This window comes from Streptomyces sp. NPDC088762, from assembly GCF_044750905.1.
Taxonomy (GTDB): Bacteria; Actinomycetota; Actinomycetes; order Streptomycetales; family Streptomycetaceae; genus Streptomyces.
In genome coordinates, this window is record NZ_JBIVKT010000014.1 from 109737 (window position 1) to 133579 (window position 23843).

Sequence of the window (23843 nt, forward strand, 5' to 3'; positions counted from 1 at the left end):
GCGCCGCACCGTCGTCCGCTTTTTGGCCGCTGAACTCGGCAGTAACCCGCGGGAGTTGGCGCCGGGCGTCATGGTCGGCCGGCCCCGGAAGCGGAACGCCGATGCGGTGCCGACCGTCGCCGAAACCGTCGATATCACGCAAGGGCGGCTCAAGGTCGACGCGGACCGTGCCCGCCCTCGGGCACCACCGGACGGATCGGACATTTCCGGGTCGGACACACCTCTCCCCCGCGACCTGCCGCCCGGGGGAAGTGCCGGCCCCAACCACCGCCGGTCAGCCAGTCCGGAGCAGCGCCCGGGGTCCACGGCGGAGCCGGCACCGGAGACGGCGGCGGCCGAGCGCCTGCCGGCCGCCACGCACCGCGCGACCTGGGCGGCCGCCGACGACCCTTCCGCATGCGACCCGACGCTGGGGCGCTTCGGGAGGTCCGCAGACGCCGGCTGGAACCGGCCACCGCCCCACCCACCCGGTCGCCGAGCCGGGGCCGCACCGCGCCCCGGACGGCGCCGCCGCGACGGGGACCTCCGCGGCCCCGACCCGAGCCCCGACGCCCCTCACCCCCTGCCGACCACTATCCGTAACCGTCACGTCGCTGAACTGGCCTTTGTGTCGCCACCCGCCCCGCGGGCCCCGCTGTGACCCCGGCCACCCCCGGGGCGGGTGGCCGCGAGCTTTCAAGCCGGCAGGACACGCCTGGCGGGACCCTCCGCAAGCCACGGCCGCGGCCGTCGGCAACGCCGGATCGCCCCAGCCGCGAGGGCCGCTTCCACCCCCTCTGACCTGCACCGCGGAGGGGTTCGGCCCCACCTCCACCCGGAATGTCTGATTCCGCTTGCGTGGACGTTGTAGGAGTCTACGAATACCCGGCCCCAGCCTGCGGGCGTCTTCATGTTTTCCGCCCCTGGCTGACATCACTCGGTTGCCTGTGTACTCCTCGTACTCCTCACAGAAGTGACAAACAAGCAAGGAACGGGTTGCCGTGGACTTACTCGGCGGCGATGCGGCGGCGGCCCGTCCGGCACACGACTTCGCGATTTCACTCGACCTCGAATACGGAAAGGTGGGCACCAGCATGGGATCGGCCGCGCCCACCCCGCGCACGACCCGCACGGCCGCTTCCCGCAAGGCCGAGGCCCCCGCCAGGGCCACGGCCGGTTCAGCGACAGTGGAGGCTTCTTCATGATCGACCCGAGTTCTCCCGCCCGCGCCGCGCTGGACCTCACCGAGCCCTTCGGCGTGCGTGGAGTCGCCGAACCGCCCACCCTTTCCGCGACCCCGGCAGTCGTGAACGCCATCCGCAATGCGACGGGGTTGAACCTGACCCACACACCGGTCGCACCGGAGCACACCCTCGGCGCCTAGCGGCGCTGATCTCCCCCAGGCAAGCCATCGGCCGAGACGACCTCACGGCGGCGCCTGCGGGGGCAACTTGCTGCCGCGGGTGCCAAATCCCGCCCGGGCAGAACATCCGGGGAGAGTCCCCACCGTCTCCGAAAGAAGCGACCAAGGAGTGACCATGACCGCACACATCCAAGAAGCCAGCATCCAGGAACTCGAGCGCACCTGGCTGGACGAGGCCATCAGAGTGGCCACCAACAGCGTGATGAACGGCGGCGGTCCGTTCGGTGCTCTGGTCGCCAAGGGCAGCGACATCGTCGCCATCGGGAACAACCAGGTCACCGCGACCCTGGACCCGACGGCGCACGCCGAGGTAAGCGCGATGCGTGCCGCCTGCAAGGAGCTGGACACCTTCTCCCTCGCGGGCTGCGTGCTGATCACCTCGTGTGAGCCGTGTCCGATGTGTCTCTCCTCCGCCCTGTGGGCGCGGGTCGACCGGATCGTGTTCGCCGCCGACCGGGACGATGCCGCGGTGGCCGGCTTCGACGACCGCAAGTTCTACGACCTGTTCGCGACGAACCCCCAGGCGAACTGGCCGACGGCGATCACGCGGCTGGACCTGCCGAACCGTACGGCGCCGTTCGACGCGTGGCTGGCGAAGACCGACCGCATCGACTACTGAACATCCCCGGTGTCCCGGGAGGTCCCGGGCACCGCGAGCGCCCCGGTATCGAGTGGCCCTTCCCCGGAGGGGCCACCGATCGCGTGAGGGTGAGCAGGCCGTGACGGGCGAGGCCCCCGGACTGCTGAGCGAGATCTCTGACATCTCGGCTCGGCAGGCCGGGGGCCTCGCCGGTGTGCGAGGGGCCGCATGGGAGGGTCGCGGCCGTTGCGGGACGCCGGGTGGGCTCAGACGATGCCTTCGGCGATCTCCGCCTGCTCGCGGGCGTTCCCGTACGCCGACGGGGTGCCGTACGAGCGCCGGGCGGCGTACCACCACACGCTGGCCAGGACCAGCACCACCGCCAGGGCGATCACCGCGTAGTTCATCGTGCCGGCGGTGACGGGGGACTTCTGGGGCAGGCAGAACAGGACGGTCACGATCGCCACCCAGACGACGGCGGTCCAGCCGATCGGCTTGCTCCAGCGGCCCAGGCTCCAGGGGCCCGGCCGGAACCGGTTGCCGGCGCGGAGCCGCAGGTAGATCGGGATGGCGTAGGCCGGCGTGATGCCGATGACGTTGATGGCCGTCACGGCCCCGTAGGCGGTGGCGGAGTAGAGCGACGGGAGGGTCAGTACGGCCGCGACGGCGACCGCGAGCCAGACGGCCGGGACCGGTGTCTGCGTACGGCTGCTCACCTTGCGCCACAGGGCGGAGCCCGGGAGGGCGTTGTCGCGGCTGAACGCGAAGACCATCCGGCTCGCCGCGGCGACCTCGGCATTGCCGCAGAAGAGCTGGGCGACGATGACGACGAGCAGCAGGGCGGTGGCGCCGCCGGAGCCCAGGGCGTCGAGGAAGATCTGCGCGGGCGGAACGTTGGTGGCGGTGCCCTGGACGGCCGCGTAGTCCTGGATGGCGAAGGTGAGACCCGCGAGCAGGGCGAACCCGGCGATCCAGGAGACCCATATGGAGCGGACGATGCCCTTGGCGGCCGACACGGAGGCGTTGGAGGTTTCCTCCGAGAGGTGGGCGGAGGCGTCGTAGCCGGAGAAGGTGTACTGGGCGAGCAGGAGGCCGACCGCGGCCACGTAGAGCGGGTTGCCCCAGCCGGTGTCGTTGACGAATTCGGTGAAGACGAACGAGGCCGACTGGTGGTGGTCGGGGACGAGGGCCAGGGCGCCGACGATCACGGCGACACCGGCCAGGTGCCACCAGACGCTGACGGAGTTCAGCACGCTGACGAGGCGGACGCCGAAGAGGTTGAGCGCGGCGTGCAGCAGCAGGATGGCCAGGAAGATCAGGAACGTCGATCCGGGCGTGGGCACGAAACCGAACCGGAGGTTGAGGAAGGCTCCGGTGAACAGGGCGGCGCCGTAGTCGATCCCGGCGATGGCGCCGAGCAGGCCGAGCAGGTTCAGCCAGCCCGTGTACCAGCCCCAGCGGCGTCCGCCGAGCCGGTCGGCCATGTAGTAGAGCGCCCCCGAGGTGGGGTAGGCGCTGGTCACCTCGGCCAGGGCGAGGCCCACGCAGAGCACGAAGAGGCCGACACCGGCCCAGCCCCACAGCATCACGGCCGGGCCGCCGGCACCCATGCCGAAGCCGTACAGCGTCATGCAGCCGGAGAGGACGGAGATGACCGAGAAGCTGATGGCGAAGTTGCCGAAGCCGCCCATCCTGCGGGCGAGGACGGGCTGGTAGCCGAGTTCTCTGAGCCGTTCCTCCTCGTCCTGCCGGGGCGGGGCCTTGTGGTCCTGGCGAGCGGCCGGTGCGGTTCGGGACATGGCGGTACCTCCGGGGGTGGGGGGAACGGTCGTCGTATCGGGAAGCGCGGTCAGTTCCGGCCGGCCAGGCTGCGGGACCTGGCCTCCAGGAACACCTCCTCGGCCAGGGCCCGGTCGGCCGGGTCACGGGTCCGGTGGGCCCACGGCAGGGCGGTCCAGTAGCGGCCCAGCGCGCCGAAGACCGCGGCCGCCTCGTCGAACCGGAGGGCTCCCCACAGGGCATGGGCGAGATGGTTCAGATCGAGCGGGGAGGCGAGCCGCGCGTCGGCGTGGCGGAACCAGGTCTCCAGGGCGCGGATGGCGTCGCGGAGGGCGTCCTCGGCGACCCAGTGCAGGTCCAGGGCCCTCTCCTGGCCGCCTTCGCGGCGGTAGCGTTCGACGTGCACGTAGAGCGGCAGGACGTGGACGGGCGACCCGGGCGCGGCGGAACCGGCCGCCCACTGGGCGAAGGTGGCGGCCTGGGAGAGCGGTCCGGGTGTGCTCGCGTACACGAACTGGAGCATGCGGTGGTACGCCTCGCGGTTGTGCGGGTCCCGCCTGTCGGCCTCGGCGAGGATGCCCCAGGGCCCGGCGGGCAGCATCCGGCCGGGTGGCGGAAGCCGGTGTTCCTCCATCCGGCGGTGTTCGTCGAGGAGGGCGAGGGCGAGCAGGCAGACCCAGGGCACGGGGTCCGCGGGGCTGATGGCGGCGGTGTCCCGGCAGGCCCTCCAGGCCTCCTGCCACAGCTCGCCGGTGCGGGGGTGTCCGGCGCGGTGGGCGCGGACGGCCCGTTCGACGGTGACCCGGGTGTGCATCACGGTCGCGGCGACGCTGTGCGGCTCTTCGGCCCGCCAGGCCCGGACCACGTCGGAGCCCGCGGCGACCGCGGCGAGGACCTGGGTGCGCTGGGTCCACAGGCCCCAGCGGTCGGTCCGTTCGAGTAGGCGCGCCATCGACACCCAGCGGCCGGTGCGCAGGTCCTGGACGGCGGCCCGCAGCTCGTCGTCGTGGCCGGCGGGGTGGTAGACGGGCCGGAAGTCGCTCCCCGCCATCACCTCGCCCCGGTGGACGGGCGGCGGCCCGGACGGGCGCGTCGTGCGGTGGTCGTGGTCATCAGTCCCCCGTTGATCGGCGATCACTATAAAGGGAGCCCGGTCACGCCGATCCACATTCCTGTTCGAACGCAACCATCAAGCCACCAAGACCATGTGACAGTCAGTCATCTCCATTCCGCCGCGGACTTGCGGATCTTGACGCACGTCCTCGGCTGGTGAAGGCTTCCCACGGACGATCCATCGTGCGACACCAGGGACGGAGCGCTGATGACGGGCCCGGTACTCGCCGTCGACCAAGGCACGTCGGGGACCAAGGCCCTCGTCGTCTGTCCGGTACGCGGGGTCATCGGCTCCGGCTCCGCACCCGTACGGCCCCGGTACCTGCCGGGCGGCCGGGTGGAGGCCGACCCCTACGAGCTGCTGACCTCGGTCGTCGACGCCGGTCGCGCCGCGCTGGCGGCGGCCGGCGAGCCGGTGGCGGCGGTGGGTCTGGCCAACCAGGGCGAGACCGTGCTGGCCTGGGACCCGGCGACCGGTGAGCCGCTGACCGACGCGATCGTCTGGCAGGACCGGCGCGCCGAGCAGCTCTGCACCGAACTGGCCCCGCACGCAGCGTCATTGCGCGAGGCGACCGGTCTGCCGCTGGACCCGTACTTCGCGGCGCCCAAGATGACCTGGATACGCCGCCACCTGACCCGCCGCGGCGTCGTGACGACCAGCGACGTGTGGCTGGTGCACCGTCTCACCGGCGCCTTCGTCACGGACGCCGCCACCGCGGGCCGCACCCAGCTGCTCGACCTCGACACCGTCGGCTGGTCGGACGCGGCCCTCGACGCCTTCGGCCTCGCGGGCGAGCGGCTGCCGGAGATCGTCGACGCCGACGCACGCGTCGGCACCACCACCGCCTTCGGCCCCGAGCTGCCGCTGACGGGACTGCTCGTCGACCAGCAGGCCGCCCTGCTCGCCCAGAGCGCCACCGAGCCCGGCGCGGCCAAGTGCACGTACGGAACCGGGGCGTTCCTGCTCGCGCAGACCGGCCCGGTTCCGCGCCGCAGCACCTCCGGGCTGGCCGGCTGCGTGGCCTGGCGGCTCGGCGGACGGACCGCCTACTGCCTGGACGGGCAGGTGTACACGGCAGCGTCCGCCGTGCGCTGGCTCACCGATCTCGGCGTGATCTCCGGCGCCGGCGACATCGACGCCGTGGGCGGCAGCGTCCCGGACGCGGGCGGCGTCACCTTCGTCCCCGCCCTCGCCGGGCTCGCCGCCCCGTGGTGGCGGGGGGATCTGCGGGGCTCGGTCACCGGTCTCGGCCTCGACACCACGGCCGGGCATCTGGTGCGCGCCCTGTGCGACGGCATCGCCGCCCAGGTCGCGGAGCTCGCGGACGCCGTCGCCGCCGACCGGGGCACCCCGCTCGCCGCCCTGCGCGTCGACGGCGGGCTGACCCGGTCCGCGCTGCTCATGCAGGCCCAGGCCGATCTGCTCCAGCTGCCCGTCGAGGTGTCGGCGCTGCCGGACGCCACCGCGCTCGGCGTCGGCGCGGTCGCCCGGCTCGGGCTCGATCCCTCCCTGAGCGTCCACGAGGCCGTCCCGCAGTGGAAGCCGTCCGCCGTCTACGAGCCGAAGGCGGGCGCGGGGCAGGCGGCGGAGCGCCGCGCACGGTTCCGGTCGGCGGTGTCCGCCCTGCTCGTCGGCGACGGCCCGGCATGACCGTGACCACCCGCGGGGCTCTGCCGGGCGGGGAGTACGACGTGACGGTCATCGGGGCCGGCGTGGTGGGCTCGGCGATCGCCCGCGAACTGGCCCGGCTCCCCCTGCGGATCGCCCTGCTCGACGCCTCCGACGATGTCGGCGACGGCACCTCCAAGGCCAACACCGCCATCCTGCACACCGGTTTCGACGCGGTGCCCGGCTCCCTGGAGGCCCGGCTCGTCCGGGAGGGACAGCGGCTGCTCACGGCCTACGCCGCCGACACCGGCATCCCGGTGGAACCGCTCGGGGCGCTCCTCGTCGCCTGGGACGAGGAGCAGCGGGCCGCGCTGCCGGGCCTCGCCGACAAGGCGGTGCGCAATGGCTACCGGGCGGCCCGGATCGTGACGGCCGAGGAGGTACGGGCCCGCGAACCGGAGCTCGGGCCCGGGGTGCTGGGGGCGCTCGACGTGCCGGGCGAGTCCGTCATCTGCCCCTGGACGACCACGCTGGCGTACGCGGTGCAGGCGGTGCGCGGCGGCGCCGATCTGCACCTCAACTGCCGCGTCGAGCACGTCACTCCCGGCGAGCCGCACCTGGTGTCCACCGGGCGGGGACTCCTGCGCACCCGCCACCTCGTCAACGCGGCGGGCCTGTACGCCGACGAGATCGACCGGCTCCTCGGCCATGCGGACTTCACCGTGACGCCCCGGCGCGGCCAGCTGATCGTCTTCGACGAGCTCGCCCGGGGCCTGGTGCGGCACATCCTGCTCCCGGTACCCGGCCCCCTCGGCAAGGGGGTGCTGGTGTCGCCGACGGTGTACGGGAACGTGATGCTCGGGCCGACCGCCGAGGACCTGGACGACAAGACGGACACCGGTTCGACCGCCGAGGGGCTCGCGCTGCTGCGGGACAAGGGCCGGCGCATCCTGCCGGCGCTCCTGGAGGAGGAGGTCACCGCCGTGTACGCCGGGCTGCGGGCCGCCACCGGGGACGAGGACTACGCGATCCGGGGCCACCCCGCGCAGCGGTACGTCACCGTGGGCGGGATCCGCTCGACGGGCCTGACCGCCTCGATGGCGATCGCCGCCCACGTGGTGGAGCTGCTCGCCGACGGGGGTCTGCCGGTCGCGGGCGCACGGGAGTTGGAGCCGGTGCGGATGCCGAACCTCGGCGAGGCGTTCCCCCGGCCGTACCGCGACGCGGAGATGATCGCGGCCGATCCGGAGTACGGCAGGATCGTCTGCCACTGTGAGCGGGTGACCCGCGGGGAGATCCGCGACGCGCTCGCGGGGCCGGTCCCGCCCGGTTCCCTGGACGGGCTGCGGCGGCGTACGCGGGCGCGGGGCGGCCGGTGCCAGGGTTTCCACTGCGGGGCCGCCGTCCGCGCGCTGTTCGAGGAGGCCCGCCGGTGAACCGCACGGGGCGCACAGGGCGTACGGGCCGCACGGTCGACGTACTGGTCGTCGGCGCCGGGCCCGCCGGGCTGGCCCTGGCCGCCGGCCTCGCGGGGGCCGGTGCGGGCCGGATCGAGGTCCTGGAACGCGAGCCGGACGCCGGCGGGGTGCCGCGCCACTGCCACCACGGCGGGTTCGGGGGGCTCCCCCGCCCCTGGCTCACGGGACCGGCGTACGCACGGCGGTCGACGGAGTCGGCGGTGGCGGCCGGCGCCACGGTCCGTACGGGGGTGAGCGCCACCGGCTGGGCCGGCCCGCTGTCCCTGGAGACCACGGGCCCGGCGGGCCTGGAGCGGATCACGGCCCGGGCCGTCGTCCTCGCCACGGGCGCCCGGGAGCGCCCGCGCAGCGCCCGGCTGGTACCGGGTTCCCGGCCGGCGGGCGTGCTGACCAGCGGGGAGTTGCAGCAGTCGGTCCACCTGTACGGGCAGGACGTCGGCCGGCGCGCCGTGGTGGTGGGGGCCGAACCGGTGGCCCGCCACGCGGTGCGCACGCTGCGCCGGGCGGGTGCGGAGGTGGTGGCCGTGGTGACGGAGCTCCGCCGCGGCGCCGCCCTGCCCGGGGTACCGCTGCTCACGGCCACGACCGTGACCGAACTGGGCGGCCGAGGCCGCCTGTCGGGCGTGGCCGTGCGCCACGAGGACGGGCGGTCGGGGTGGCTCGCCTGCGACACGGTGGTCTTCACCGGCGACTGGATCCCCGACCACGAGCTGGCCCGCCGCGGCGGCATAGAGCTCGATCCGGGCACGCGCGGCCCCTGCGTAGACGCCTCGTTCCGTACGTCGGCGCCGGGTGTCTTCGCGGTCGGCAACGCCCTGCACGGCATCGAGCGGGCCGCGACCGCGGCCTCGGAAGGTGCCGCCGCCGTGGCCCCGGTACGGGCACACCTGTCCGGAGCCTCATGGCCGGAGCCCGGGCCGCCGCTGCTGGTCCGTCCCCCGCTGGTGTGGGTGGCACCGAACCGGATCACGGGCACCGCGGCGCGGCCGCTGCTGCTGCGGTCCGCGGCGCCGCTGACCGCCCCGGTGGTGGCGGCCCGCCAGGACGGCCGACTGCTGTGGCGCCGGCGGATCCCGGGGCGGGTGTCACCGGCCCGTTCGATGCGGCTCTCGCCGGCGTGGACGGCCCTCGTCGACGGGGCGGGCGGTCCGGTCGTACTGGGCCTCGCCTGACCCCCCGGCCACCGCGGCGCCCGCCACAACGCGGAGGCACTCGGGCTCGCCCCGGCACCGCGGGCCGGTGCGGTGCCGGCGAGCCGCACGCTCCGAAAGAGACGGCCAGGGCGAATCCTGCCGATCGGGCCGGGCTCGCGGCAGCCTGCACCGCTGGAGGGCGTCGCACGGATCAGGCCGGGCTCGCGGTGTCCGGCACCGCACCTCGCCGCGTCGTCCTCACTCGCCGAGGCTCCGCGCCGACTCCCTCGTCCGCTTGCGATGCACGGCACCGGACACCGCTCCCCCATGCGGCCTGATCCGTACGACACCCCCAGCCGATCCGGTCTGACCGGCCGGACGCCCGTAGGTCGCGTCGTCGAAGTCCCGCCTGGCCGGCGGGGTCTGGCAGGTGCGCTCGCCGCGTCGTCGTCGGTCACCGACGTTCCGCGTCGATTTCCTCTTCCGCCCTGCGACCGCACGCACCGGACCCCACCGGTCCCGCCCTTCGGGCGGCCGGCGGACGACACTCCTCAGGGCTCCACGGGCAACGGGTCCGCGACGCGGCGTGCGCGCACCCGCGGCTCCGGCCGGCGGGAGCGCGGGCCTCCCGGCGGCGAGGCCCCCGGTTTCTCCGGGCACGTGCCCGGCCGCAGCCGGGCTCCTGTTCCGCCCCCTCTTGACGCTGGGCCGCCGCCCTCGGATACTGGCGGCCAAATCGATTTGGCCAAATCGATTTGGCTCTCCGTCCAGGGCCGGATCGCGGCTGAAACATCCGAGCGTGCAGCACCGCCCCCGAACGGAGCTCGAACGTGTCAAGTCCCCGCCAGACCCTGCCCGGTGCGGAGCACCCGGCGACCGCACCCACGCCCGCCCCCGCCACGCCCCACCCCGTCGACGAGTCCCGGCCCCTCGGCCGGATCCTGCTCTTCGGCATCCAGCACGTCCTCGTCATGGCCGCCACCCCCATCTCGGCGATCTTCCTGATGAGCGCGACCCTCCACCTCAGCCCCGGCCTCACCGTCAACCTGCTCTCCGCGGCCTTCGTGCTCTCCGGCGCCGGATCCCTGATCCAGTCGCTCGGCCCGTGGAAGTTCGGGCCTCGGTTGCCGTTCGTGATGCTGCCGGGGGGCGCGCCCCTCATCCTGTTCCTCGCCATCGCCGAACAGCACGGCCTGCCCACGGCCACCGGCGCGGTGCTCCTGACCGCCGCCTTCATCTTCGTCGTGCTGCCGGTCTTCTCGAGGCTGCTGGCCTTCTTCCCGGCCCTCGTCATCGGCACGATGATCGTCATCGTGGGCGTCAACCTGGTGAAGGTCGGCGCCGTCCTCGTCACCGGGCGCCCCGGCCGGCCCGGCTTCGCCGATCCCACCAACCTCGGTCTCGGCCTGGCCACCATCGGCTTCACGGTCCTCTTCTACCTGCTCTTCAGCGGCATCCTGCGCCAGCTCGCGGTCATGCTCGGACTGCTGGCCGGCACCGCCCTCGCCTGGATCGTCGGCGCCATCGACTTCGGCCGCGCCGCCGACGGCGGTCTGCTCACCGTGCCGCAGCTGATGCCGTTCGGCTCCCCCCAGTTCAACCTGCTCGCCGCGCTGCCGCTGATGCTCTACAGCCTCGCCTCCATGGCGGAGGCGACCGGCCAGACCGTCATCAACGCCGAAGCCGTCGGCAAGGAGATCGACACGCGCACGGCCGTCCCCAAGACCGTCCGCGGCGACGCGCTCACCTCGCTCTTCGGCGGCTTCTTCGGACTGCCGCTGATGGTCACCAGCGGCGAGAACATCGGCATCGTCCGCGTCACCGGAGTACGCAGCCGGTTCGTGACCGCGGCAGCCGGTCTCGTCCTGATCGTCATCGGGTTCCTCGCGCCCGTGACCCGGGCGATCAGCGTCATCCCCGCCGCGGTCGTCGGCGGCACCGCGATGGTCGTCTTCGCGGTGATCACCGTGCTCGGTGTGCAGATGCTGGGCCGTTCCGACCTCGACAAGCACACGAGCACCTTCGTCTGCGCGGTGGCGCTCGCGCTCGGCCTGCTGCCGATCCTCGTTCCCGGCGTGTACGGCGGCTTCCCGCCGAACGTCCGCATCCTCCTGGAAAGCGGCGTGGCCGTCGGCGCGACCGTCGCCGCGGTCCTCAACATCCTCTTCCACCACATCAGGCCGGGCATCGCCGCCCGACTGGCCACCCCCCGTACGGAAAGCAATTCATGAACCAGCTCACCCCCGAACTCCTGGACGGCGCACACCCGTTGCTGCTGCTTCCGGACGCCGTGCTGCTGCCCGAAGGTCCCGCCGACGGCCATGCGGTCGTCGTCGCCGACGGCTCCTTCCGCGCCGTGGGACCGGCCGAGGAGCTGGTGCGCGCGCATCCGCACCTCCACCCCGTACCGCTGCCCGGCCACGTCCTGATGCCCGGCTTCGTCGACTCCCACCACCACCTCACGCAGAGCTTCGGTTCCGCCCTCGCCTTCGGGGAGCCCTCGGAGATCTTCCGCCGGGTGTGGGTGCCGCTGGAGGGCGCGCTGGACGAGGAATCGGGCTACGTGGCCGCCAAGTTGGCCGCGTACGAAGCCTTGCGCGGCGGTTTCACCACCGTTGCCGACGCCGGAACCCGCGCCGGTGTCGACGTCGAGGTCGTCGCGTCCGCCGCGCGCGACGCCGGCATCCGGTGCGTGCTCGGACTGGTCTGCAACGACGCCGACAACGGCGATCCCGCCGTCCTGGCCGAGGCCGAGAAGCATCTCGCGCGCTACGCGGACGACCCGCTGGTGCACCCCTCCCTCGCCGTTTCCGTCCCCGAGGCGGCGACCGAGGAGACGCTACGGGGCACGGCCCGCCTCGCGGCCGAGTCCGGGGCCGTGGTCCAGATCCACGTGAACGAGCACCTGGCCGGTGTGGAACGCTCGCTCGTCAGCCACGGGCTGCGCCCCCTGGAGTACCTGCACGCGATCGGCGCGCTCGGCCCCCAGCTGCTCGCCGCGCACGCGACCCTCCTCACGCCGCGCGAGCTCACCCTGCTCGCCGACACCGGGACGGCGGTCAGCTACAACCCCGTCGCCAGCGCCTGGAAGGGCAACGCCGTCGCGCCCGCGACCGCCCTGGCCGAGCGCGGCGTCCGCTTCGGCCTCGGCACGGACGGCACCAGGGGCGACGGGTTCCGGCTCGCCGAGGCGGCCGAGTTCGCCCAGCGGATCGCCTACGGGCTGGTCACCGGCGACTCCTCGTGCGGCGCCGGCTGGACCTGGCTGGAGCACGCCTCGCGGGGCGGCGCCGACGCCGTCGGTCTCGGCGCGCGGACCGGCACGATCGCCGAGGGCCTGGCCGCCGATTTCCTCCTCGTCGACGTCACCAACCCGGAGCTCGCCCTGTCCTGGGACCTGCCCTGGGAGCTGGTCCGGCGGGGCAACCGCGACCAGATCAGCGCCGTGTTCGTCGCGGGACGCATGCGCCTGTGGCGCGGCAGCCCCGTCGGCTGGGACGGCCCCGCCCTCGTGCGGCAGGCGGCCGGCCTGGCCCGGGCGACCGTCGGCAGGGCCGCCATCACCCGCGTGCACCCCACCTCCACGCAGGCACGGGAACGGAGCACCGCGCGGTGACCCCGATGATCCTGGTGGTGCTCGCCCTCACGGTGACCGCCGCCGCGTTCGTGCAGGGGAGCAGCGGGCTCGGCTTCGCCCTGATCGTCGCCCCGGTCGCGGGCATCCTCGATCCCGGGTTGCTCCCGGTGTTCGTGCTGGCCGCGATGATTCCGCTCAACGTGTACGTCGCCTGGCGCGAAAGGGCCTCGCTTGATGTGCGGGGCGCGGGCTGGATCACCGCCGCGCGGATCGCGGCCACGCCCGGCGGTCTGGCGCTGCTCTGGCTGATCCCGGACCAGCGGCTCGGCCTGTTCGTGGGCCTCGCCACCGTGCTGGCGGCCGTGGTGAGTCTGGCCGCGCCCGCGTTCACGCCCGGCCGCGCCGCCTATGTGGGCGCGGGCGTGGTGACGGGCCTGACGGAGACCGCCACGGGAGTGGGCGGGCCACCGCTGGCGCTCGTCTACCAGCACCGGCCGCCCGCCGAGTTGCGTTCCACCGTGGCCGCGTGCTTCCTCGTCGGTGAGGTCGCTTCGCTGCTGCTGCTGTTCGCGACGGGCAAGGGCAATCCCGCGGACCTGGGGTGGGCGCTCGCGCTCGTGCCCGCGATCGCCGTGGGGGCGTGGCTGAGCCGCCTGGTCCACCACCGGCTGGACGCCCGGCGGATGCGTCTGTTCGTGCTGGTCTTCGCCCTGGTCTCGGGGCTGGTGCTCATGATCGGGCTCTGACCCGCACCCCATGAACCGGGGCCACGTCCCTGCCGTGTTGCCCCGAACGCCCCGCCGCCGGACCCGGCCCCCTGCACCGGACCCGGCGGCGGGGTTCACCGCGTCGCCGTGCCGCGCAGGGAGGAGGCGCGGGCGATCACCCGCGGCTCCGGAGCCGTCACCACCCTGGTGCCGGTGGTCTCCCCGCGCAGCCGGCCCAGCAGCAGGTCCACCGCATCGGATGCCGCCCGGTCCAGGCGCAGGTCGACGGCGGTCAGCGGCGGCTCGCAGGTACGGGCGCGCAGACCGTCGTACCGGGTGACGACCATGACGTCGTCCGGGACCGAGCGCCCGCTGTCCCGGACCGCGCGCACCGCGCCCACCGCGAAGGCGTCGACCAGCGCGCAGATCGCGTCGATTCCCGGGTGTTCGGCCAGCAGGGCCGCGCAGCCCTCGTATCCGGCGTCTTCGCCGCCCGTCTCGGGGGCGGTGGCGACGATCGGCTCCCAGCCGTACGTGCCGGCGGCCCGCTCGAAGGCGGCGCGCGCGTCGACCGACGAGTGCCGGGACCCGGAGCCGATGAAGAGGGCGGGCTTCCGGGCGCCCTGTTCGTGGAGGTGTGCGAGCAGCAGCTCGGCGACGAGCCCGCCGTGCAGGTCGACGTACGATGCGTCCTCGTCGGGAGCCACCGGCCTGCCGAGTGCCACGTAGGGCAGCCCGCGCTCCTTCAGTACGGAAACGGCCGCGTCGTCCACGTCGGGCTCCACGACGATGGCCCCGTCGATGTCGACGGAGTACAGGGCGGACCCGGACATCACGGGGGGTACGAGCACCAGGGCGTAGTCGTGGACGAGGGCGCTCTCGGCCGCGGCGGCGGCGACCTCCATGTAGAACCCCAGCCGGGACGGCCCTCCGGCCACCGCGAACGGCATGGACGAGGCGAGCGCGATCGCCCTGGCCTGCCCGCGCCTCAGTCGCTGGGCCCGCAGGTTGGGCCGGTAGCCGAGTTCGCCCGCGACCTGCTTGATGCGCTCCCGGGTCCGGGGGTCGACCTTGCCGATCCCGTTGAGGGCGTGCGAGACCGTCGTGCGCGACACCCCGGCCACCCGTGCGACATCGGCGATCGTCGGCGGCCTCGGGCCGGAGCCGGAAATGGACATCTGCGGTGGCGCTCCCCTCGTGCGGATCTCTGTCTGATGACCAGTCCATCATCACAGCCGCCGCGTGGACGTCGGGGCCCGCGGCCCGATGCGGGCGGCGCCCGCGGCGGGGGCGACGTCGAGGATGCGCGGGGGGCGGTGGCCCGCCGTGCCGAAGGCGGTCGTGACCGAGGCGCCCACCGTGCCCTCCCGGCCGGCCTCCACCAGCGCGATGACCGAGCCCCCGAAGCCGCCGCCGGTCATCCGGGCGCCCAGTGCCCCGGCCCCCAGGGCGGCGGTCACGGCGAGGTCGGTCTCCGGGCAGGAGACGCGGTAGTCGTCGCGGAGCGAGGCGTGGCCGGCGGTGAGGATCGGGCCGAGGGCCGCGACATCGCCCTCCCGCAGCCGGGCGACGGCCTCCGTGACCCGGGCGTTCTCGGTGACGACGTGACGGACCAGGGGGGCGAGTCCGGCGGGCAGGGTGGGCAGGGCACGCGGGAGTTGCGCGGCGGGCAGGTCGCGCAGGGCGGGCAGGCCGAGCAGCGCCGCCGCGCGTTCGCAGCCCGCGCGCAGGGCGGCGTACGCCCCGTCGCCGAGGTCGTGCGTGACGCCGGTGTCGATCACCAGCAGCCGCAGCCCGTGGCCGTGCGGGTCGAAGGGCACCGGCCGGTGGTGTTCGGGGCTGCGGGCGTCGAGGTGGAGGGCGGCCTCGGCGGTGCAGCAGACGGAGGCCATCTGGTCCATGATCCCGCAGGGGACGCCGACGAAGGCGTTCTCCGCACGCTGGGCGATCCGGGCCAGTTCGGGCCCGGCCAGCCGCAGCCCGTACAGATCGTCGTAGGCGACGGCGACCGCGCACTCCAGCGCGGCGGAGGAGGAGAGACCGGCGCCGGTGGGCACCGTGCTGTCGAAGTGCAGGTCCGCGCCCCGGCCGACGGGGTGTCCCGCCTCGGCGAGGGCCCAGACCACGCCGGCCGGGTAGCCGGCCCAGCCCGGCACGGCGCCGGGGACCAGCGCGTCCACCGCCAGGTCGGTGATCCGGCCGTCGCCCTGCGCGCTGTGCAGCCGCAGCCGCCCGTCCGTGCGGGTCCGGGCGGCGAGCAGGGTGGTCTGCGGGAGGGCCATCGGGAGGGCGAAACCGTCGTTGTAGTCGGTGTGTTCGCCGATCAGGTTGACCCGGCCCGGCGCCGCCCAGACCCCGTCCGGGGAGCCGCCGAAGAGCTGTCGGAAGGTGTCCGCGACCCGGTCCGCCCGGAGGTCGTCGTCGCGCTGGACGGTCCGGCTCACGCCAGGGCCTCCCGAAGTCGCCGCGCGGCCGTCTCGGGAGCCACGTCGTTGATGAAGGCTTCCGTCCCGGATTCCGTCCCGGCGAGGAACTTCAGCTTGTCCGGGGTCCGGCGGACCGTGAACAGCTCCAGGTGCAGGGCCAGTTCCCCGCCGTCGGTGCGGGGCGCCTGGTGCCAGGCCGAGACGTACGGCGCGGGCACCCATCGCCCCGGCTGTCCCGGCAGCGGGAAGAGCCGGTCGAACCGGCGCAGCAGGTCCAGGTAGATGCCCGGGAACTCGGCCCGCTCCGCCTCGGTGAGGCGGGTCAGGTCGGGGACGCGGCGGTGCGGATAGAGGTGGACCTCGTACGGCCAGCGGGCGGCGCGGGGCACGAAGGCGGTCCAGTGCCGGCCGGCCGTCACCACCCGCTCGGCGGCGGCGCGTGCCCCCTCCAGCAGGTCCTCGAAGAGGTTGCGTCCGGTGGCGGCCCGGTGGGCGGCCGCGGCGGCCGTCATCTTGGCGGTGCGCGGGGTGACGAAGGGGAAGGCATAGATCTGGCCGTGCGGGTGGGCCAGCGTCACCCCGATGTCGGCCCCGCGGTTCTCGAAGCAGTACACCTGCTCCACACCCGCGAGCGCGGAGAGCTCCGCGGTGCGGTCGGTCCACGCGTCCAGGACCAGGCGGGCGGCCGCCGGGGTGAGGTCGGCGAACCGGGCCTCGTGCTCCGGGGTGAAGCACACGACCTCGCAGCGTCCCGCCCCGTCCGCGAGGGAGGGGAAGCGGTTCTCGAAGACGGCCACCTCGTAGTCGGCGGCCGGGATTTCACTGAGCCGGCCGTCCCGGGAGGGGCACAGGGGGCATTCACCGGCGGGCGGGTGGTAGGTGCGGCCCTGCCGGTGGGACGCGATCGTGACCCAGTCACCGGTCGCCTCGTCGCGCCGCAGTTCCGGCCGGCTGTGGACGCGGTCGAGGGTGCGCAGGTCCGGCGCGTCGCGTACGGCGCCTTCGCCGGAGTCGAAGTAGATCAGTTCGCGGCCGTCGGCGAGTTTCGCGAGGGTCTTCTTCACCCGGCAAGAATAAACATTCTCAAACAGCATCCACCAGGTTTGCGGCGGCATTCCCTCAGACTCCGACACACGGGCGTGCTACCTTGCGAGCTTTCCGATCGAAGTCGCCTACACCCGGGAGCGAGCCGTGGCCGAGCAGGCTGCCCGACTGGCCCACCAGCGACGCGCGTTCATCCTCGACGCGGTCCGGCGCGACGGCGCGGTGCGGGTGGCGGACCTGGTCGTCCGGCTCGGTGTCTCCGACATGACCGTCCGCCGGGACCTGGACGCCCTTGCCCGGCGCGGCCTCGTGGAGAAGGTCTACGGCGGGGCCGTCGTCGCGGCCGGGGCGAGCGGGCACGAACCCGGTTTCGACGCCAAGTCCGGTCTGGCGGGCGAGGCCAAGGCCGCCATCGCGGACGCGGCCGCCGCGCTGGTGGAACCGGGCAGCGTGGTCGCGGTCTCGGGCGGCACCACCGCGCACGCGGTCGCCGCCCGGCTGCTCGGGGTCCCGCGGCTCACGATCGTCACCAACTCCCTTCCGGTGGCCGAGCTGGTGCGGGCCGCCGGACGTAACGGCGGGGCGGGCGCCGGAACCCCCACGCTGCTGCTCACCGGCGGCTCCCCCACTCCCTCGGCCGCGCTGGTCGGCCCGCTCGCCGACCTGGTGATCGGTTCCCTCCACGTGGACCTGCTCGTCCTCGGCGCGCACGGGGTGGCGGAAGGCGCCGGACTGACCACCCCCAACCTGATGGAGGCCCAGACGAACCGGGCCCTGGTCGCCTCGGCACGGCGTGTCGCCGTCGTGGCCGACCACAGCAAGTGGGGGGTGGTCGGGCTGAGCGGTTTCGCCGCGCTCGACCAGGCCGACTGGTTCGTGACCGACACCGGCATGCCCGCCTCCGCCCGCGCCGTCCTCGCCGAATCGGTCGGCGAACTCCTCGTGGCGGGCGGGGAAGAGCGGGGCGCAGAGGCCGGCGGGGAAGCGGGAGAGCCGTGAGGGGCGCCACGGTCCGGATCAGGTGCCCTTCCCGGCCAGGAACCGTCGCAGCCTCGTCAGCGGCCACGCGTTGATGACGTCGTCCTTCGTCAGCCAGCCGCGCTGCGCCGTACCCACCCCGTAGCGCATGTACAGCAGATGCGTGGTGGCGTGCGCGTCGGAGTTCACCGCGAACTTCACGCCGTACCGCTTCGCGCTCAGCACGTCCTCGTCGCACAGGTCGAGCCGCTCCGGGTGCGCGTTGATCTCCAGCGCGGTGCCCGTCCGCGCGCACGCCTGGAAGACGGCGTCGAAGTCGGCGTCGATGCCCGGGCGTTTGCCGATCCGGCGGGTCGTGGGATGGCCGATGACGGCCACGTGGGGGTTCTCGCAGGCGCGGATGAGGCGGCGGGTGAGTTCCTGCCGGCTCTGGTCGAAGTGGGAGTGGACGGAGGCCACGCAGAGGTCGAACTCGGCGAGGAACTCGTCGGGCCAGTCCAGTGCGCCGTCCGGGCCGATGTTGAGTTCCGTGCCGTGCAGCAGCCGCATGCGGTGCTGCGTGCCGTCCAGGGCGCGTACGCGCTCGCGCTGGGCGAGGATCTTCTCGCTGGTCATGCGCTGCATGTAGAGGTTCGGGGCGTGGTCGGTGACCGCGTAGTACGCGTAGCCGCGGGCGGCAGCGGCGGCGATCATCTCCTCCAGCGGGGCCAGCCCGTCGGTGAGGTCGGTGTGGGTGTGCAGATCGCCGCGGATGTCCTTCTCCGTGATGAGGTCGGGGAGTTCACCGCGCAGACCGGCCGCGATCTCGCCGCGGTCCTCGCGCAGCGTCGGCGGTATCCAGGGCAGTCCGAGCCTGTCGTAGATCGCTTCCTCGGTCGCGGAGGTGATGCTCTCACCGCTCTCGGCGTCGAAGAGCCCGTACTCGGAGAGCTTCAGGCCCTGGTGTACGGCGAGGGCGCGGGTGCGGATGTTGTGCGCCTTGGAGCCGGTGAAGTACTGGAGCCCCGCGCCCCAGGAGTCGGGGGGCAGCACGCGGAGGTCCACCTGGAGTCCCGTGGCGGTCCGTACGGAGGTCTTCTTCTCCCCGCGGGCGATGACCTCGGCCGTGGCGGGCAGGGCGGTGAGGGCGTCCATGAACGGAGCCGAACGGCGCGCCGCGACCAGGATGTCGACATCGCCGATGGTCTCCTTCATCCGGCGCAGGGAGCCCGCGTACGTGCAGCGGACGCACCCCGGGAGGTCCGACAGCTCGGCGACGAGCTGCTCGGCGATGTCCATGGCCGCGCTGACGAGGATCCGGCCCTCGCCGGCCTTCTGCAGCACCGCGATGCCGTGCAGGATCTTCTCTTCGGTCCGCTCGCCGAAGCCCTTCAGGTCACGCAGCCGCTCCTGGTGGATCGCCTCCAGCAGCTGGTCGACGGAGGCGACGCCCAGCTCCTCGTAGAGGACCATGGCCTTGCGCGGCCCCAGGCCCGGAATCGTGATCAGCTCGCGCACACCGGTCGGCACGTACGTCCTGGCCTCCTCGACGACGTGCATGCGGCCGGTCCGCAGGTACTCGATGATCTTGTCGGCGACCGACTTGCCGACGTGGGGGATCTCGCACAGTGCTTTGGCGTCGAGTGTCGTGACGTCCTGCGGGTAGCCACCCACGGCACGGGCGGCCTTCTCGTACGCGCGCGCCTTGAAGGCCTCGCCGCCCCGGATCGCGATGAGGTCCGCGTACTCCTGGAGCAGCGCCTCGACCTGGTCGTTGACTCGGGCCATGCCTCCAGGGTGCCGCGCGCGGGCCGGACGGGCACGCCGGCGGCGGCCGCACGCCGCTTGGGCTCGCGGGGTCTCGGAGGATGCGACAGCAGCGGTCAGGAGGGGTGCCCCGTCGCCGCACTCGCCACCGACATGGCCCGGGACGGCGGAGACAGCGAGGCCCTGACGGCCACCGACTGACCCGAGCCACCGCGCAGGGCGGCACACCGCAGGAAGGGTGCGCGTGGCCACTCGCCCCTTAGCCTGGAGGAATGGGCGGTGAACTCGTGACGCTCTTCCTCGCCGGTGACGTGATGCTCGGCCGCGGCGTCGACCAGATCCTTCCGCGCCCCGGTGACCCGGCCCTGTCGGAGGCGTACGTCACCGACGCCCGCACGTACGTCCTGCTGGCGGAGGGGGTGAACGGCCCGGTTCCGCGTCGGGCGCCCTTCTCCTGGCCCTGGGGAGAGGCACTGCACCTCCTCGAGGCGGCCGCGCCCCACGCCCGGATCCTCAACCTGGAGACGTCCGTCACCCGCAGCGACGACGCCGAGCCCGGCAAGTCGGTCCACTACCGGATGCACCCCGCCAACCTGCCCAGCCTGGCCGCGGCCCGGCCCGACGTCTGCGTGCTCGCCAACAACCACGTCCTCGACTACGGCCGCCGCGGACTGGCCGAGACCCTCGACGCGCTCGCCGCCGCGGGGCTGCGCACGGCGGGGGCGGGGCGGGACCTCGACGAGGCGCGGCGGCCCGCGGTCCTCACCCTGCCCGGGAAGGGCCGTGTGCTGGTCTTCTCCGTGGGTACGGCGTCCAGCGGCATCCCCCGCGGCTGGGCGGCCGGCGCGGACCGCAGCGGGGTCGACTTCGTCGACGAGGCCTCGGACGCGGACGCGGCGGAGGTGGCCGGCCGCATACAGCGCGCGAAGCGACCGGGCGACCTCGTGGTCGTCTCGATCCACTGGGGTTCCAACTGGGGCTACGCGGTCCCGCGCGACCGGATCCGCTTCGCGCACGCGCTCGTCGACGGCGGCGCGGACGTCGTCCACGGGCACTCCTCGCACCATCCGCGCCCGTTGGAGGTCTACCGGGGACACCTGGTCCTCTACGGTTGCGGCGATCTGGTCGACGACTACGAGGGGATCGGCGGCAACGAGCGGTACAGGGACGATCTGCGGCTGCTGTACTTCGTCTCGCTGGAGCCGGACACCGGCCGGCTCGACCACGCCCGCCTCGTTCCCCTGCAGACCCACCGAATGCGACTGCGGCACGCCTCGCGCGAGGACTGCGACTGGCTCCACGAGGTTCTCGTCCGCACCAGCCGTACGTTCGGCACGCGCATCACCCGCGGACCGGACGGCTCCTCGACCGTCCACGCGGGGCCCGCGCCGGCCCGGGTCACCGACCGGGAAGGGTGAGTTCGCCTCCGCGGTAGAAGCCTTCCCGCTCCTCGACGACGTACGGGGCCATGGCCTCCCGGCGCTGCTTCTCCGCGTCGGAGGACCGCCAGGCGTCGCACGCCTGCCGGGAGTCCCAGAGCGAGACTCCGGTGACCTCCTGCCCGTCCTCGGACCAGTACGCGAACGCGCGGCGCATCCCGTCGGGTGTGGAAGCCGGCCGCCAGGCCCGCTCGAAGTCCTCCAGGGTGCCCGCCTCGATGCGGCGCGTGGTCACCCAGACGCAGTGGTCCTCCATGGCAGCCTCCTCCAGAGCGGGGATCGCCCCGATCGGTCTCTTCGACCACCGTAGGTCCGTGGGGCCGCTTCCGCCTCCGAGCGGCTCGCTCCCGGCAGGGCCGGTGCGGGCCGGGGGGCGGCTCAGGGAGTGGACAGGACGGGGGTCTCGAACGGGTCGTGGTGGATGTGTTCGGGCAGGGTTCCGCCCTGGACGAGCACCTCCTTGGCGGAGACGACCATGGGGGCCGGGCCGCTGAGGAAGACGTCGTGCTGGTACCAGGGCCCGTACTCGGCGAGGACGTCCGGCAGGGAGCCGCGGATTCCGGGGACGTACTCGTGGGAGACGGCGCCCCGGATGGTGAGCCAGTGGTGGCGCTGGGCCATGCGGAGCATGTCGTCGACCCCGTACAGCTCGTCACCGGTGCGGGCGCCGAGAAACAGGTCCACCTGATGGCGTCCGCCCCGGCGGGCGACCTCTTCGATGAGGGCGCGGACCGGGGCGAGGCCGGTACCGCCGGCCACGCAGAGCAGTTCGCCGTGGACGGCCGCGTCGAGGACCATTCCGCCCATCGGAGCCCCCAGCCGGAGCACGTCGCCCACCACGGCCCGGTGCACCAGCGCCTCGCTCACCGAGCCGCCGGGCACCGCGCGGACGTGGAAGGTCAGGGTGCCGTCCTCGCGCGGGGCGTTGGCGGGCGAGTAGGAGCGCCAGTGCTTGGGCCACCACGGCGTCTCGATGCTGACGTACTGTCCGGCGTCGTACTCGTACGGTTCGTGGGGCCGCACGGTGATTTCGGCGATGCCGTGGCCTCGCGCGACCCGGTGCACGAGCGTGGCGGGCCATACCGCGGGCCGTACCGCCTCGTCCTCCGCGGCGGCGCTGATCATGACGTCCGCGACCACGCCGTACGCCTTGGCCCAGGCGGCGGCGATGTCCGCGGTCCAGGCGGGGCCGGCGTAGCGGGCCAGGGAGGCGAGGAGGCACTCGCCCACGGCGGGGAAGTGAGCGGCGAGCGTGCCGAACTTGCGGTGGTCGCGGCCGAGGTGCCCGCAGAAGCGGACCAGGTTCTCGGGGTCGTCCACCAGGTCCACGATGCGCAGCAGCCCGCGCAGGAGGCGACCGCGCTGGGCGTCCATCCCCTCCGGGAACAGCGGCCGGACCGCGGGGTAGCGCGTGAACAGGATGGCGTAGAAGTAGACCGTGATGTCCCCCGCGAGGGGCTCGACCACGGACAGGGACGTCCTGATGAGGTGTATCTCGTGGTCCGACAGGGGCGGTTCTGCGGGTTCGGGCTCGCCGGTGTCCACGGGGTGCGCGGCTGCCACGGCGTCCGCCGCAGGGGCCGGTGGCGCCCAGGAGTCCAGAGGCGGGCGCGTGGCGGTACTGCTCGAACGGCCGATCCGGAACCTCAAGATGCCCGCGCTCCCCCGTCGGAGGGAGCGGCAGGGGAATCGAGTGGGCGGAGCATGAGTCCTCGTTCGGTGCATGGCCAAAGAAGCGGACGGCGCCCTTCCGGGTACTGCCCGATCTTCAACGAGGCCCGAGGCCGCGAGGAAGGGATGTATCCACCGGAACTCGGGGCGGGATCTTGGCGGATCCTCCCGGACGATGGCACCTCTTGTGGTGGAATGCGGCCTTTGCAGATGCCCGCAGGCCGGCTTTTACCCCTCGGGGTCGGCGTCGGGCGCCGCCTCCGCCAGGCCGGTGACCTGCCGCACGTGCAGCAGGCTCGGCTCGGCGAGTACGTCGTGCAGCTGCTGGAAGATCCGGCGCGCGGCGACCGCGTTCCAGTCGGCGGGCAGCAGCTCGCCGGGCAGACCGGGGTCCAGGTAGGGCAGCCGGCGCCACTGGGTGAGCATGGGGACGTAATGCCGGAAGGCCTCGCCGCCGTCGATCTCGCGCTGCTGCGCGAGACCTTCGGCGACGGGGCCGTACGCCTGGGTGAAGGTGGCGTACTGGGCCTGGATCGCCGGGAAGTCCCACCACGAACTGACCGTTCCGGGCAGGTCGCTGAAGGCGGCGTAGTCCGCGGCGAAGAGGTGTACGTAGTCGCTGAGTCCGCGCCGGACGAGCATGTCGCGGGCGTCCTCGAGCAGCCGGCCGGGGGCCAGCCACACGCCCGGGGCGATGTTCCCGAAGCCCAGCCAGGTCAGCCGGGTGCGCAGCTGGTAGCGGTAGGACCGCTCGGACTCCGGCACGGAGAAGACGGCCATCGCCCAGCCGTCGCTCAGCCTCGCCGGTTCCAGGCTGCCGAAGATGCGCCGGTCGCCCTCGTCGAAGACGGGCCGTACGGCCGGGCTCAGCCGGTAGCCGGTGGCGCCGCGGCGCTCCGCTTCCAGGACGCCCTTCTTCTTCAGGCGCGAGATCGCGGACCGCGCCGCCGGGCCGTCGACGTCCAGTTCCGACATGAGGGTGACCAGGTCGGCGACCGAGATCCAGCCGCCGAGGCGGCGCAGGAACGCCCCGTAGACCGTGTTGATCAACGAGCTGGGCCTGAGGGGACTGTCCGCCATGATCGCCTTCCGTCGTGTGCGGTCGCGATCCTACCGAGCCGGGCGTACGGTCCACGGTCCAGGTGCGGGGCGGGAGGGGCC

19 protein-coding genes are annotated in these 23843 nt (G+C 73.6%); 10 read left to right on the plus strand and 9 right to left on the minus strand.

Features of this window, described 5'->3' with window-relative positions:
- Positions 1-1180: 1180 nt before the first annotated feature.
- Both ACIP5M_RS27295 and ACIP5M_RS27300 read left to right on the plus strand, forming a co-directional pair.
- A complete protein-coding gene (locus tag ACIP5M_RS27295) occupies positions 1181-1363 on the plus strand; it encodes a hypothetical protein (RefSeq protein ID WP_401201765.1) in 183 nt (60 codons plus the stop codon).
- A 154-nt stretch (positions 1364-1517) separates the two neighbouring features.
- Positions 1518-2021 (plus strand): nucleoside deaminase, encoded by a 504-nt coding sequence (locus tag ACIP5M_RS27300; RefSeq protein WP_401201640.1) that lies wholly within the window; start codon positions 1518-1520, stop codon positions 2019-2021.
- A 227-nt stretch (positions 2022-2248) separates the two neighbouring features.
- On the opposite strand, the gene ACIP5M_RS27305 is transcribed toward ACIP5M_RS27300, so the two are convergent.
- Together ACIP5M_RS27305 and ACIP5M_RS27310 are read right to left on the minus strand one after the other, a co-directional pair.
- Positions 2249-3781: an amino acid permease gene (locus ACIP5M_RS27305; RefSeq protein WP_401201641.1), complete on the minus strand. Its 1533-nt coding sequence runs from the start codon at positions 3779-3781 to the stop codon at positions 2249-2251.
- A 50-nt stretch (positions 3782-3831) separates the two neighbouring features.
- Positions 3832-4812 (minus strand): hypothetical protein, encoded by a 981-nt coding sequence (locus ACIP5M_RS27310; RefSeq protein ID WP_401201643.1) that lies wholly within the window; start codon positions 4810-4812, stop codon positions 3832-3834.
- Positions 4813-5082: 270 nt separating this feature from the next.
- On the opposite strand from ACIP5M_RS27310, the gene ACIP5M_RS27315 reads away from it, so the two are divergent.
- From ACIP5M_RS27315 to ACIP5M_RS27340, 6 genes are all read left to right on the plus strand, one after another.
- A complete protein-coding gene (locus ACIP5M_RS27315) occupies positions 5083-6525 on the plus strand; it encodes an FGGY family carbohydrate kinase (protein WP_401201644.1) in 1443 nt (480 codons plus the stop codon).
- Entirely contained in the window at positions 6522-7919 is a 1398-nt protein-coding gene (locus ACIP5M_RS27320; protein WP_401201646.1) for an FAD-dependent oxidoreductase, read from the plus strand. Before ACIP5M_RS27315 ends, ACIP5M_RS27320 begins: the two co-directional genes overlap by 4 nt.
- Positions 7916-9133, plus strand: coding sequence for an NAD(P)/FAD-dependent oxidoreductase (locus ACIP5M_RS27325; protein ID WP_401201647.1), 1218 nt, complete (start codon positions 7916-7918; stop codon positions 9131-9133). The genes ACIP5M_RS27320 and ACIP5M_RS27325 overlap by 4 nt, the downstream gene beginning before the upstream one ends.
- Before the next feature lie 791 nt (positions 9134-9924).
- Complete coding sequence (locus ACIP5M_RS27330; protein ID WP_401201649.1) at positions 9925-11325, plus strand: uracil-xanthine permease family protein; 1401 nt, start codon at positions 9925-9927, stop codon at positions 11323-11325.
- On the plus strand, positions 11322-12710 hold the full coding sequence (locus ACIP5M_RS27335; protein ID WP_401201650.1) for an amidohydrolase family protein: 1389 nt from the start codon (positions 11322-11324) through the stop codon (positions 12708-12710). Before ACIP5M_RS27330 ends, ACIP5M_RS27335 begins: the two co-directional genes overlap by 4 nt.
- Before the next feature lie 5 nt (positions 12711-12715).
- The gene (locus tag ACIP5M_RS27340; protein WP_401201759.1) at positions 12716-13417 is read left to right on the plus strand and encodes a TSUP family transporter; all 702 of its coding nucleotides are present in this window, start codon (positions 12716-12718) and stop codon (positions 13415-13417) included.
- Between the two features lie 95 nt (positions 13418-13512).
- Here the strand turns inward: ACIP5M_RS27340 and ACIP5M_RS27345 are convergent, their stop codons facing one another.
- From ACIP5M_RS27345 to galT, 3 genes are read right to left on the minus strand one after another with little or no spacing between them, the layout of a single operon-like run.
- Positions 13513-14556: a substrate-binding domain-containing protein gene (locus tag ACIP5M_RS27345; RefSeq protein ID WP_401201652.1), complete on the minus strand. Its 1044-nt coding sequence runs from the start codon at positions 14554-14556 to the stop codon at positions 13513-13515.
- Positions 14557-14607: 51 nt separating this feature from the next.
- A complete protein-coding gene (gene galK / locus ACIP5M_RS27350; RefSeq protein WP_401201654.1) occupies positions 14608-15822 on the minus strand; it encodes a galactokinase in 1215 nt (404 codons plus the stop codon).
- On the minus strand, positions 15819-16868 hold the full coding sequence (galT, locus tag ACIP5M_RS27355; protein ID WP_401201656.1) for a galactose-1-phosphate uridylyltransferase: 1050 nt from the start codon (positions 16866-16868) through the stop codon (positions 15819-15821). Before galT ends, galK begins: the two co-directional genes overlap by 4 nt.
- A 127-nt stretch (positions 16869-16995) precedes the next feature.
- On the opposite strand from galT, the gene ACIP5M_RS27360 reads away from it, so the two are divergent.
- Positions 16996-17847, plus strand: coding sequence for a DeoR/GlpR family DNA-binding transcription regulator (locus tag ACIP5M_RS27360; protein ID WP_401201658.1), 852 nt, complete (start codon positions 16996-16998; stop codon positions 17845-17847).
- Between the two features lie 18 nt (positions 17848-17865).
- Here ACIP5M_RS27360 and polX read toward each other — a convergent pair whose 3' ends face one another.
- Positions 17866-19593, minus strand: a complete 1728-nt coding sequence (gene polX / locus ACIP5M_RS27365) for a DNA polymerase/3'-5' exonuclease PolX (RefSeq protein WP_401201660.1) — start codon at positions 19591-19593, stop codon at positions 17866-17868.
- Between the two features lie 251 nt (positions 19594-19844).
- Here polX and ACIP5M_RS27370 point away from each other — a divergent pair, with 251 nt between their 5' ends.
- Positions 19845-20990, plus strand: a complete 1146-nt coding sequence (locus tag ACIP5M_RS27370) for a CapA family protein (protein ID WP_401201662.1) — start codon at positions 19845-19847, stop codon at positions 20988-20990.
- On the opposite strand, the gene ACIP5M_RS27375 is transcribed toward ACIP5M_RS27370, so the two are convergent.
- From ACIP5M_RS27375 to ACIP5M_RS27385, 3 genes are all read right to left on the minus strand, one after another.
- Positions 20971-21267, minus strand: a complete 297-nt coding sequence (locus tag ACIP5M_RS27375) for a hypothetical protein (RefSeq protein WP_401201663.1) — start codon at positions 21265-21267, stop codon at positions 20971-20973. The genes ACIP5M_RS27370 and ACIP5M_RS27375 overlap by 20 nt on opposite strands.
- A gap of 122 nt (positions 21268-21389) precedes the next feature.
- Positions 21390-22574, minus strand: coding sequence for a globin domain-containing protein (locus ACIP5M_RS27380; RefSeq protein WP_401201664.1), 1185 nt, complete (start codon positions 22572-22574; stop codon positions 21390-21392).
- Positions 22575-22910: 336 nt separating this feature from the next.
- Positions 22911-23762, minus strand: a complete 852-nt coding sequence (locus ACIP5M_RS27385) for a PaaX family transcriptional regulator C-terminal domain-containing protein (protein WP_401201666.1) — start codon at positions 23760-23762, stop codon at positions 22911-22913.
- Between the last annotated feature and the right edge of the window lie 81 nt (positions 23763-23843).